This window comes from Sulfitobacter sp. EE-36 (assembly GCF_000152605.1).
Lineage (GTDB): Bacteria > Pseudomonadota > Alphaproteobacteria > Rhodobacterales > Rhodobacteraceae > Sulfitobacter > Sulfitobacter pontiacus.
Window position 1 is genome coordinate 2,078,092 of sequence record NZ_CH959310.1, and the last position, 11,849, is coordinate 2,089,940.

Annotated in this window: 13 protein-coding genes; 5 read left to right on the forward strand and 8 right to left on the reverse strand. The window is 61.2% G+C overall.

All coding sequences use genetic code 11. The features are described from left to right. Positions 1-38 precede the first annotated feature (38 nt). The 4 genes from EE36_RS12615 to EE36_RS12630 form a co-directional block, all read right to left on the reverse strand. Positions 39-803, reverse strand: a complete 765-nt coding sequence (locus tag EE36_RS12615; protein ID WP_005852793.1) for an ABC transporter ATP-binding protein — start codon at positions 801-803, stop codon at positions 39-41. Positions 804-818: 15 nt separating this feature from the next. Further along, entirely contained in the window at positions 819-2,027 is a 1,209-nt protein-coding gene (locus tag EE36_RS12620) for a branched-chain amino acid ABC transporter permease (RefSeq protein WP_005852794.1), read from the reverse strand. Between the two features lie 3 nt (positions 2,028-2,030). Further along, positions 2,031-3,062 (reverse strand): branched-chain amino acid ABC transporter permease, encoded by a 1,032-nt coding sequence (locus tag EE36_RS12625; RefSeq protein ID WP_005852795.1) that lies wholly within the window; start codon positions 3,060-3,062, stop codon positions 2,031-2,033. An 88-nt stretch (positions 3,063-3,150) separates the two neighbouring features. Beyond that, a complete protein-coding gene (locus EE36_RS12630; RefSeq protein WP_005852796.1) occupies positions 3,151-4,515 on the reverse strand; it encodes a substrate-binding protein in 1,365 nt (454 codons plus the stop codon). A gap of 231 nt (positions 4,516-4,746) precedes the next feature. Here EE36_RS12630 and EE36_RS12635 point away from each other — a divergent pair, with 231 nt between their 5' ends. From EE36_RS12635 to EE36_RS12650, 4 genes are all read left to right on the forward strand, one after another. After that, positions 4,747-6,042: a helix-turn-helix transcriptional regulator gene (locus tag EE36_RS12635; RefSeq protein ID WP_005852798.1), complete on the forward strand. Its 1,296-nt coding sequence runs from the start codon at positions 4,747-4,749 to the stop codon at positions 6,040-6,042. A 107-nt stretch (positions 6,043-6,149) separates the two neighbouring features. Continuing rightward, positions 6,150-6,533, forward strand: a complete 384-nt coding sequence (locus EE36_RS12640) for a response regulator transcription factor (RefSeq protein WP_005852799.1) — start codon at positions 6,150-6,152, stop codon at positions 6,531-6,533. Beyond that, positions 6,530-6,802 carry a hypothetical protein gene (locus tag EE36_RS12645; protein WP_005852800.1) on the forward strand — a complete coding sequence of 91 codons (273 nt, stop codon included), beginning with the start codon at positions 6,530-6,532 and terminating at the stop codon, positions 6,800-6,802. The genes EE36_RS12640 and EE36_RS12645 overlap by 4 nt, the downstream gene beginning before the upstream one ends. Beyond that, positions 6,802-9,495 (forward strand): sensor histidine kinase, encoded by a 2,694-nt coding sequence (locus tag EE36_RS12650; protein WP_005852801.1) that lies wholly within the window; start codon positions 6,802-6,804, stop codon positions 9,493-9,495. The genes EE36_RS12645 and EE36_RS12650 overlap by 1 nt, the downstream gene beginning before the upstream one ends. A gap of 247 nt (positions 9,496-9,742) precedes the next feature. Here the strand turns inward: EE36_RS12650 and EE36_RS12655 are convergent, their stop codons facing one another. The 4 genes from EE36_RS12655 to EE36_RS12670 form a co-directional block, all read right to left on the reverse strand. Beyond that, the gene (locus EE36_RS12655; RefSeq protein WP_005852802.1) at positions 9,743-10,165 is read right to left on the reverse strand and encodes a TIGR01244 family sulfur transferase; all 423 of its coding nucleotides are present in this window, start codon (positions 10,163-10,165) and stop codon (positions 9,743-9,745) included. An 8-nt stretch (positions 10,166-10,173) separates the two neighbouring features. Continuing rightward, positions 10,174-10,605, reverse strand: coding sequence for a DUF6691 family protein (locus tag EE36_RS12660; RefSeq protein WP_005852803.1), 432 nt, complete (start codon positions 10,603-10,605; stop codon positions 10,174-10,176). A gap of 1 nt (position 10,606) precedes the next feature. Beyond that, positions 10,607-11,038: a YeeE/YedE family protein gene (locus EE36_RS12665; RefSeq protein WP_005852804.1), complete on the reverse strand. Its 432-nt coding sequence runs from the start codon at positions 11,036-11,038 to the stop codon at positions 10,607-10,609. Positions 11,039-11,201: 163 nt separating this feature from the next. Further along, on the reverse strand, positions 11,202-11,441 hold the full coding sequence (locus tag EE36_RS12670) for a hypothetical protein (RefSeq protein ID WP_005852805.1): 240 nt from the start codon (positions 11,439-11,441) through the stop codon (positions 11,202-11,204). Between the two features lie 107 nt (positions 11,442-11,548). Here EE36_RS12670 and EE36_RS12675 point away from each other — a divergent pair, with 107 nt between their 5' ends. Continuing rightward, positions 11,549-11,836, forward strand: coding sequence for a DUF2312 domain-containing protein (locus EE36_RS12675; protein WP_005852807.1), 288 nt, complete (start codon positions 11,549-11,551; stop codon positions 11,834-11,836). Positions 11,837-11,849 lie beyond the last annotated feature (13 nt).

Here is an 11,849-nt window from a genome sequence, read left to right on the forward strand (position 1 = left end):
GTGTGCGGGGCGACGCGGGAGGGGGGAGCCCCCACGCGTCAGGCGGCGTCCTGGGATTCGCCCAAATACGCCTCGCGCACCTTGGGGTGGCCTTTGATGTTGTCGGGGGTGTCTTCGACCAGCGGGGTGCCTTGGGCCAACACGGTGATCCGTTCGGCCAATGAGAACACCACATGCATGTCGTGTTCGATGATGGCGATGGTAATGTCGCGTTCGTCCTTGATCTGCTTCAGCAGGTCGATGGTATTGTTGGTATCGGCCCGCGCCATGCCTGCTGTGGGTTCATCCAGCAGCAGCAGGCGTGGGTCTTGCGACAGGCACATCGCGATTTCCAACCGACGTTTGTCCCCGCGCGACATAGAGGCCGCGTGCATATGGCGCTTGTCGGCGAGCTTCATCTCGACCAGCATCTCCTCGGCTTTTTCGATCACGTCACGCTGGCTCGACATGGCGGTGAGCGCGTTCATCTGGAACGCCCCGTCGCGTTTGGCAAAGCAGGGGATCATCATGTTCTCCTGCACGCTGAGATCGCCGAAGATCTCGGGCGTCTGGAATACGCGGGAAATCCCCATCTGGTTGATCTCGTAGGGTTTGCGCCCCAGCACCGACTGCCCGTCGAACATGACCGATCCGGTATCGGGGATCAGTTTGCCCACCAGACAGTTCAGCAGCGTGGATTTGCCCGCCCCGTTCGGCCCGATGATCGCATGGACCGAGTTTTCCGCGACGCTGAGGTTCACGTCGCTCAGCGCTTGCAACCCGCCGAAACGTTTGCCGACATTTTTGACTTCGAGAATGGCCATCTGTTCAGCTCCTTCTTATTCGGCTGGGGGTGTGTTGCGTTGTGCGGCGGCGTCTGCCTCGACCGATCCGGCGTTGCGGTCCTTGCGGCGGAACACGCGACCGATACGTTGACCGCCTTCGACCAGACCACCAGGCAGGAAGATCACGACCAGCATGAACAGCAGGCCCAGCGTCAGGTGCCAGCCTTTGCCCACAAAGGGGTGTATCAGCGTGATCAGTGTGTCTTCCAGCCCGTCGGGCATAAAGGCGAACCAACCGTGCAGCACGTTATCGTTGATCTTGGAAAAGATGTTTTCAAAGTACTTGATAAAGCCCGCGCCCAGAACCGGCCCCAGAAGGGTGCCCGCACCACCAAGGATGGTCATCAGAACAACCTCGCCCGAGGCGGTCCACTGCATCCGTTCGGCACCAGCAAGCGGGTCCATCGCGGCGAGCAGGCCACCGGCCAGACCGGCATACATGCCAGAGATGACAAAGGCCGCCAGCGTGTAGGGTTTGGTGTTCAGGCCGGTGTAGTTCATCCGTTGCTGGTTCGATTTCACCGCCCGCAGCATCATGCCGAAAGGCGATCGGAACACGCGGATTGAGATATAGAACGCCAGCAGCATGATCACGGCACACAGGTAATAGCCGACCGAGAAGGTAAAGGACCACGCCCCGAAATCCAGCGTCGTCGCCGCATTCATCTGCGCCCCGAACAGATTGGGGTAGCTGGGTGCATTCGCCCCATCAAGGATACGCGGATCGCTCAGCGCGATCTGCAGGCCGGTTTCCCCGTTGGTGATCGGCGTCAGCACCGAATAGGCAAGGTTGAACGACATCTGCGCAAAGGCCAGCGTCAGGATCGAAAAGTAGATCCCCGACCGGCGCAGCGAGACAAAGCCGATCACGACAGAGAACAGCCCCGCCACGATCACCGACAAAAGGATCGCGGGGATCACGTTCATCGACAAGAGCTTCATCATCCACACGGCAGAGTAGGAACCGACCCCCAGAAAGGCCGCGTGACCAAAAGAGAGATATCCGGTCAGCCCGAACAGAATATTGAAGCCGATGGCAAAGATGCCAAAGATCACAAAGCGTTGCATCAGGTCAGGGTAGCCCGCGTTGAACTGTGCCAGTCCTGATCCGGCGGGGAAGGGGTTGAGGATGATAGGGGCTGCCATGGTCAGGAATGCCACCACCAACAGCAGGAGAAAGTCTTTTTTCGTGAGTGAGTGCATGGGTTATTCCTCCATCACGCCTTTGCGGCCCATCAGACCACGGGGGCGTGTCAGCAAGATGAGTATCGCGACAACGTAAATGATGATCTGGTCAATGCCGGGCAGGATGTTCTTGACCTCGTTCATGGAGGCAAAGCTTTCCAGAATACCCAGCAAGAACCCCGCCAGCACGGCACCGGGCAGCGACCCCATGCCGCCGACCACGACGACCACAAAGCTCAGCACCAGAAAATCCATACCCATGTGGTAGTTGGGCGAATTGATCGGCGCGTACATGACACCGGCCAGACCGGCGACCGCAGCGGCGATGCCGAACATGATGGTGAAACGTTTGTCGATGTTGATGCCCAGCAGACCGACGGTCTCGCGGTCGGCCATACCGGCACGCACGACCATCCCGAAGGTGGTGAACTGCAAGAAGGCAAAAACGCCGCCGATGATGACCGCCGAGAAAGCGAAATAGATCAGGCGCCAGTAGGGGTAGATGATCGCATTGGGATCAAAGCCCAGCATCACGCCAAAGTCGAACGACCCGCGGAACGCCTCCGGGGCGGAGGTGGGGATCGGGTTCGCGCCGTAGAAATACTTGATCACCTCTTGCAACACGATCGCCAGACCGAAGGTTACCAGAATCTGGTCGGCATGGGGGCGCTTGTAGAAATGTTTGATCAACCCGCGCTCCATGACAAAGCCGATGGCCAGCATGATCGGCACGGCAAAGAGGATCGACAGGGGAACGGACCAATCCAGCATCCAGGCACCGGCGGTCTCTCCGAACCAGTCCTTGATATAGGGAATGTCCTCGTATTTCGGCTTGCCCAGAAAATCGACGCCGGAGGGTTCCGATGCCTTATGGCTGAGCGTGAAAATCTTGCTTAGCGTGACGGCGCAGAAGGCACCGATCATGAACAGCGCCCCATGGGCAAAGTTCACGACACCCAGCGTGCCGAAAATCAACGTCAGACCAAGCGCGATGAGCGCATAGGCTGAACCTTTGTCCAACCCGTTAAGAAGTTGCAAAAGAATGGCGTCCATCGCGGTGCCCTCGAATTTTTATGAAGTGAAAGGCGGAAAAGCCCGCCGGCAAGGTAAGGCAGGGGGCGCCCCCTGCCTTAGACTTGATTTACGCGCCGGGGTTGCAGTCGCCCAACTCGCCGCCCGCAAACATCGGGTGGTCAGGTGCATAGGTGACCTGATCGGCTGGGGTGACTTCGACGATTTCCACGAGATCGAATTCATTCTCGGGGTTCTCTTTGCCGCGCACGACCACAACGTCCTTAAAGCACTGGTGGTCATCGGCGCGGTACAGCGTCGGGCCGTTGCCCAGACCGTCGAATTCGAACCCGGCAAGGGCTTCGCCGACAGCGCAGGGGTTGAACGACCCGGCACGGGCCACCGCATCCGCGTACAGCAGCGTCTGCGCATAGCAGGTCTGAGCCGCCTGGCTGGGGGGGAAGCCGTATTTTTCGCCAAAGGACTGAACGAAAGCGTTGGTGCCTTTGTAGCGGTCGCCCATCTGGTTCTCGAGCTTCCAATCCCAGTTCTGCGAGCCGACGATACCGGTGATATTCTCACCCGCACCACGGGCCATCAGCTCTGAATAGAGCGGCACGACGATCTCGAAGTTCTTGCCGTTCACCTGCTTTTCACGCAGGCCGAACTGCACGGCGTTGGTCAGCGAGTTGACCATGTTTCCGCCGTAGTGGTTCAGGACCAGAACATCCGCACCGGAGTTCAGGACAGGCGCGATATAGGACGAGAAATCGGTCGCGGCGAGCGGCGTGCGCACGTCGTTGATGGTTTCCCAGCCCATGGCTTCGGTCGCGGCCTGAATGGATTCCTGCTGCGTCCAGCCCCATGTGTAGTCGGCTGTCAGGCTGTAGACCTTGCGATCATCGCCGTAGAGGTTTTTCAGCACCGGTGCCAAAGCGGCAGCGGACATATAGGCGTTGAAGAAGTGACGGAAGCCGTTGGCTTTCTTGTCTTTACCCGTGGTGTCATTCGAGTGTGTCAGACCCGACATAAAGATCACGCCGGCCTCTTGGCACAGGCCCTGCACCGCAACCGCCACGCCCGAGCTTGAGCCGCCCGAGATCATGATCGCGCCGTCTTTCTGGATCATCGACTGCGCCGATGCGCGGGCCGCGTCCGATTTGGTTTGCGTATCGCCGGTCACGAACTGGACTTTCTTGCCCATGATCCCGTTACCTTCCAGCGCCTTCGAGCTGAAGGTGTTCAGCATACCGCCGTCGCCCTGACCGTTCAGGTGCTCGACCGCCAGCTCGAACGCGCGCAGCTCGTCTGCGCCTTCGTCCGCGTAGGGGCCTGATTGGGGTACGTTAAAGCCAAGCGTCACCGTGTCGCCCGTTGGCGCGTTGGTAAAGCCGGAATGCGCGGCCGCGCTTAGATACGTCGGTAGCGCCAGACCGGCCCCGGCAGCAGCGCCGGTTTTGATCACGCCACGACGCGTCAAGTTAGAAAATGACATGTATTTCCTCCCAAATGTTGAAATCACGGCCCGATTATTTTTCCGGGTCCATGATGCACAGAGGTGCAAATATGATATGAGAGGAAAAGTGAAAACCGATCAACAAGCCCCTTGATAAAAACAACTATTCTGTAAATATATTCGCACAGGTTGAGGGGGAGCTGTAAATTTAATGATATTGCAGCGCAGAAAGCCGTTGATAACGCGATATAATTCGCGCGGGGGTGCCGCGTGACCCGTGATGCGCTGACCGGCAGCCGTATCCGTGAACGTCGGGTGATGGCGGGGCAGAAACAGGCGGACCTTGCCAAGCGCATCGGCATCTCGGCCAGCTATCTGAATCTTATCGAACACAACCGTCGCAGAATCGGCGGGAAACTGCTTCTTAACATCGCGGCTGCCCTTGGGGTGGAGCCAACTGCGTTGACCGAAGGGGCCGAGGCGGCGCTGATCGCCACCCTGCGCGAGGCGGCGGATGATGCGCGGCTCAGCGGGCCGGAGGCGACCCGCGCCGATGAATTTGCCGGGCGGTTCCCGGGCTGGGCCGATGTGCTGGCCAACGCACAGCGCCGGATCGCCACGTTGGAGCGTACGGTCGAAACCCTGACCGACCGGCTGGCCCATGACCCGCATCTGGCGGCCTCTATGCACGAACTGCTGACGACCGCTGCCGCGATCCGGTCCACCGCGTCGATTTTGGCCGATACCAAAACGCTTGAACCCGAATGGCGAGACCGGTTTCACATCAACATCGATCAGGACAGCCGTCGCCTTGCCGATAGCGCGCAGGCGCTGGTGGGCTATCTTGAGGCCGACCCCGAAATCACCCCCGCCGCCGATTCCCCGCAAGAGGAGGTAGAGGCGTTTCTGGCCGCACATCGCTATCGTTTTGCCACGCTCGAGGTCACGGAAGGGGATGCGGATGCCATCGACAAGCTGATCCAGACCGCCCCGGAGTTGCAAAGCGTGGCCGCGCGTCACATCGCGCGCGATGTGTTGCAGCAGATCGCCATTGACGCCGAAGCCTTGCCGATCACGCGGCTGACACAGGCTCTTGACCGGCTTGGACCGGACCCCGTGGCGCTTGGTGCAGAGCTGCGCCAGCCCGTGGCCCGTGTCTTGCGGCGCATGGCAACGGTGCCGGAGCTGGGGGCAGGGCTGGTGATCTGCGACCGGTCGGGCACGTTGATCTTTCGCAAATCCATCGACGGTTTCGTCGTGCCGCGCTTTGGGGCCTGTTGCCCGCTTTGGCCGCTGTTCGCCGTTCTGGGAAACCCGGGCATGGTACAGAAACAACGGGTCGCGCAATTGGGGCGGGGCCATTCCGCCTTTGACTGTTTTGCCACCTGCGAGACGCAAAACGTGCGCGATTACAACGCGGTACCCTTGCTTCATTCGGTGATGTTGATCCTGCCCGCAGGGCCGGACAGCGCGCCCGCGCTTGATGTGGGGGCCACCTGTCGCGTCTGCCCGCGCGCGGCCTGTCCGGCGCGGCGCGAACCGTCGATCCTGAATGACGGGGTCTAGCGCGGGGCAACAGGCTTTTGACAGGGCAGGGTTTTCCGTGCATCTTGCCGCTCGGCCTACCGAGATCGCGGCACAAGCGACCAGGGCCACAGGGAGGGATTTTGCCAATGGGCAAGCATGTGGTGCTCGTGGAAGACGAGACGAACATCGCCGAGGCGATACGATTTTTACTCGGCCGTGAGGGCTGGCGCGTCGAAACGCTGGCCAATGGCGCGACAGCCGTGGAGGTGATCCGCAACGCCAGCCCCGATCTGGTGATGCTGGATGTGATGCTGCCGGGCAAAAGTGGTTTCGAAATCCTGAAAGAACTGCGTGCGGATGCGGCGCTGGCTGATCTGCCGATTCTGATGCTGACCGCCCGCGGTCAGACCCGCGACCGCGAAATCGCGCTAGAGGCCGGGGTCAGCCGGTTTATGACCAAACCGTTTTCCAACGCCGATATGCTGGCAGCCGTGCGCGATCTGACCGCCGCAGGCACCGCAAAAGCATGAGCAAGCCCCCCGGCTCGCCGCTGTTTCTGGAACGGCGCAGCTACCGGTTTCGCCGCATGATGGATGCCGTCCGGCTGCTGCCCTTGTTGGTGCTGGCCTTCTGGATGCTGCCGCTGCTCTGGCCCGTGCAGGATGCCCCCGTGGGCGCGGCCGTGCCCATGTCGCACGCGCTGCGCTATGTCTTTGGCGTCTGGCTGGCGGGCATCGTCTTGTGCTTTCTGCTTTGGCGGCGCACGGCGCGGCAGATTGCTCAGGAAGCTCAAGACTGATGGTGTCGCTGAACCAGTTGGTCGCGGTCTGTCTGCTTTATGTGGTCGGGCTCTTTGCCGTGGCCTTCGCGGCAGAGCGTGCGGCGGCACGGGGGCGGGGCGACTGGCTGTTACGCTCTCCGCTGGTCTATACGCTGTCGCTGTCGATCTATTGCACCGCCTGGACCTTTTACGGTGCCGTTGGCTATGCCGCGCGGTCGGGGTTGGAGTTTGTGACGATCTACCTTGGCCCGTCGCTGGTGATGATCGGCTGGTGGTGGGTGCTGCGGCGGTTGGTGCGCATCGGGCGGTCGCATCGGGTGACCTCTGTCGCGGATCTGATTTCCTCGCGTTACGGCAAATCGAACCTGCTGGCGATCTTGGTCACCATCATGGCGGTGATCGGGGTGACGCCCTATATCGCGCTGCAACTTCAATCGGTTACCCTGTCCCTGTCGATCTTTGCCAGCGCCGAGCCGGGGGTGACACCGGGCAGCGATCCGCTGAATTCCGCACAGGCGGCCTTTTGGGTCGCGGTGGGGCTGGCGCTATTCACCGTGCTCTTCGGCACCCGCAATCTCAACGTGAACGAACGCCACCACGGCGTGGTCATCGCCATCGCTGTCGAGGCGGTGGTCAAGCTGCTGGCCCTACTGGCCGTCGGCGTTTTCGTGGTCTGGGGGCTGGCGGGCGGCGTCGATCAGGCGCTGGCGCAGATTGACCGGTCGGCCCTTGGTCAATGGCAGGTCGAAGGCGACCGTTGGGCCGCGCTGACGCTGCTGGCCGCTGCCGCCTTCATCTGCCTGCCGCGGATGTTTCAGGTGCTGGTGGTGGAGAATGACGACGAACGTCACCTGCAAACCGCCAGCTGGGCCTTCCCGCTGTATCTCATGCTGATGAGCCTGTTTGTCGTGCCGATTGCCGTGGTCGGGCTGGACCTGCTGCCCGAAGGGTCGAACCCCGATCTGTTCGTGCTGAGCCTGCCGCTCAGCCAAGGGCAGAACAGCCTTGCGATGTTTGCCTTTCTGGGGGGCTTTTCCTCGGCCACGTCGATGGTGATCGTGGCGACGCTGGCGCTGTCGACGATGGTGAGCAACCATATCGTCATGCCGATCTGGCTGACCTACGGGCAGAACACGGTGCAGCAATCGGGTGATGTGCGTCATGTGGTGATCCTGTCGCGGCGGCTGTCGATCCTGCTGATCATCTCGCTGGGGTATTTCTATTACCGGCTGTCGGGCGGCGGCGGTGCGTTGGCGGCGATCGGGACGATCTCTTTCGGGGGGGTCGCGCAGTTCCTGCCGGTGTTGCTGGGCGGTATCTTCTGGCGCGGGGCCACGCGCACGGGGGCCGTCTGCGGGCTAAGCGTGGGCTTCGCGATCTGGGTCTATACGATGCTCTTGCCCAGCTTTGGCGCAGGCGCGGCGCTATCGGTTGCGACCTTTCAGGACGGGCTGTTCGGTATGACCTGGCTGCGCCCCGAAGCCTTGTTTGGAATCAACGGTTTGGACCCCACTGTTCACGCAGTGATCTGGAGCCTTTCGCTCAATGCGCTGGTCTTTGTCGCCGTGTCCCTGTTCAGCTTTCCCGCCCCTGTCGAGCGGCTGCAAGGCGCGCAATTTGTCAATATCTTCGACCATTCCACCGCCGCCCGCGGGTGGAGCGCGTCCGTCGCGGCCAGCGAGGATCTGATGATCATGGCGCAGCGGATTTTGGGCCCCGCCGAGGCGCAGGGATTTTTCCGCGCGCAAGCCCAGTTGCAGGAAAAATCGGATGGTTTGCCAGAGCCCACGCCGCGTTTTGTCCAGGCGCTGGAGCGTGAATTGGCGGCCTCGGTCGGGGCGGCGACGGCCCATGCGATGGTGTCGCAGCTGGTCGGCGGTGCCTCTGTCTCGGTGCAGGATCTGCTGGCGGTGGCGGACGAATCGGCGCAGATGCTGGAGTATTCAAGCCAGCTTGAAATCAAATCGCGCGAGCTGACCGATACCGCCGCGAAGCTACGCCGCGCCAATGACAAGCTGACGCATCTGTCGCATCAGAAAGACAGCTTTCTGAGCCAGATCAGCCATGAACTGCGCACGCCCATGACCTCTATCCGGTCGTTCTCCGAGATTCTGCGCGACGCCCAAGGGCTGGGGCCCGAGGAAAAGACGCGCTATGCCTCGATCATCCACTCCGAAACCATCCGGCTGACGCGGTTGCTGGACGATCTGCTGGACCTGTCTGTGCTGGAAAACGGCGAGGTGTCGTTGAACCGTCAGCGCGGGTCGCTGCGCGATGTGTTGGATCAGGCCGTGACCACAGCGCGCGCCGCCAACACCCGCGCGATCACCATTGACCGCGATCTGGCGGGCGAGGAGGTGATGTTGGAGACGGATCTGGACCGGCTGGTGCAGGTTTTCATCAACCTTATCACAAATGCGCAGAAATATTGCGTTGCCGAAGACCCGCAGCTGTCAATCCGCGCCCACCAGCGGGGGCGCCGCATCATTGTGGACCTGATCGACAATGGCGCGGGGATCGATGCTGCCTCGCAGGAATTGATTTTCGAAAAGTTTAGTCGTTTGCCCGGGCAGGGCGGCGAGGGGGCCGGTCTGGGACTGGCGATATGCCGCGAGATTATCAAACGTTTGCAGGGGGATATCTCGTATCTTACCGAGGTGTCGGGCACCGGTTTTCGGGTTGAACTGCCGTTGGCGCAGAGCGGCGCCTAGGGCGATTTTTTCTGTTCTCTAAAGGGAATCGTAACCTCTCTGCGTCATTTCATAGGGGTGAAATGGCAGTGAAGGAGGCGTGCGATGGGGTAAGGGATGTGAGTTTCGTCAAATGATGCCGGTGACATCAGATGCGGGGTGACAGCGCCGTTTTGGCGCTATCCGTTGGTATGGCTTCAGCAACGGCGCGGTTGGCCTGATCCTTGGCGGATCGACCGGTGGCGCGTTGACCGGTGGCGCGTTGCGGTTACGCGTAGGGGGCGCTGAGCACGCCGCGCATGTGGCTTAGGTCGTAGCCACCGGCCCGTGCGGCCTCAATCAGCGCGTCTGCCGGTTGTTCGCCTGCCTGACCCAAGGCCCAAGCGATGGTCGACCGTGTGCCCGAGGCGCAATAGGCCAGAACAACCTCGTCCTGCGCCACGCCGATCTCGCGGTTACGGGCAATGACATCTGGGGTCATCGTTTGGTGCGTCAGCTCTTGCACCGCAAAGCGCAGTCCAGCCGCCTCTGCCGCGGCCTGGATGGCGGCATGCTGATGGCTGGGGGGCACTTCCGCGTCGGGACGGTTGCACAGGATCAAGGTAACGCCAGCCTCTTTGATCGCCTCCATATCGGAGGGGTCGATCTGAGGGGCAGCAAAGAAGCGGGGGGTGATTTGACGAATATCCATAGTTTGACTTATCCAGCCGCCCGCGTTGTGTCTAGTATCCGCCGCGCTTTGGGGGCGATCATCATACCCGCCAGCATGGTGATCAGAAAAATCAGGCCGCCCAAGCCGCCATACCCAAGCGACGCCAGCGCAGGCCCCGGGCAAAGCCCGACCAGCCCCCAGCCCGCGCCAAAGAGCACGGCCCCCACGATCAGCTTGCGGTCCAGCCGCGGGTCAGGGCGTTCGGGGAAATCACCGCCCACCACGGGCCGCCGCCCACGGGTGAACGCCCAAGCGACCGCCATCGGCAAAATGGCCCCGCCCATGACAAAGGCGAGCGTCGGATCCCAATCCCCGAAGAAATCCAGAAACCCCTGGACCTTTTGGGTATCGGTCATGCCCGACAGATATAGCCCGGTGCCAAACAAGGCCCCGGCGAGGGCGGCAAGCATATTGCGCATCTCAGACCCCTCCGACCAGGGCGCGCAGGGCGACGACCATCAGCGCGCCTGCCGCGATATAAACAAGCGTGGCAACGATACCGCGCGGGCTCAGCCGCGAAATGCCGCAGACCCCGTGACCGGAGGTGCAGCCATTGCCGATGCGCGTGCCCAGCCCGACCAGAAGGCCAGCCGCGCCGACCAGCCACAGGTTCTCTGTCAGGTTGGTGGTCGCAGGGACGGGGGCAAAGACTGCGATCACCGCAGGGAATATGATCAGCGCCGCCAGAAAGCTGCCGCGTTCGGCCCAAGCGCCGCGCGCCGATCCGTCCACCAGCCCGCCGATAATGCCGCTGGCCCCCATGATGCGGCCGTTCCCCAACAAGTAGACCGCAGCGCCGCCGCCAATCATCAGCCCGCCAATCAGGCCCCAAATCCAATCTGCTTCAATCATATGCTATATCGCCCTTTCGTACCGCCGTAAGCGGCGGGTTTCGGCAAAAACATATAATGAATGCTGAATGTGTGGCAAGCCGCAAGCGCGAGGTTGACGCTGTGTCGGTCTCCGGGCGTTTGCTATCTATGGTGACAGGTACAGAAAGTGGCCGTCACCTGCCTTAGCCGAGAATGATACCGACCACGACCATCATCAGCCCGATCACCGACAGCAGCAATGCGCCAAGGTTCATCGGCAGCACTTTTTGCAGGACGATCCGCATCTCTTCTTCGGGCAGGGCGGCGCGTTTGGCACGGGCCACGCGCAGGATACACCAGACAAGCCCGACCAACCCTACAAAGGAGATCGCCGCGCCCGCCCAGATCAGGACGTCAAAGAGTGAAAGAGATGCATTTTCCATAGGCCGCGAGCTATCCGAATTCCGCCCAATGGGCAAGAGTGGCTTGCGGCAGCGCAGGCACGCGGGTAGTCAATGCGCTGACCCATTCAAGACATAGGACGCCCCAGATGAGCGACAGTGCCACCAATCCCGAATCCCAAGACGCCATCGGTGATGCCACATATCGCGTGACCGCGAATGAGCTGCGCCAGTTCGTAGAGCGGATCGAACGGCTGGATGCCGAGAAGAAAGACCTCGCCGAACAGCAAAAAGAGGTCATGGCCGAAGCGAAATCCCGCGGTTACGACACCAAGGTGCTGCGCAAGATAATCGCTCTGCGTAAGCGTGAAGCCGATGATATCGCCGAAGAAGAAGCCGTGCTTGAGATGTATAAAGAAATTCTCGGTATGACTTAAAACCGTTATAAAG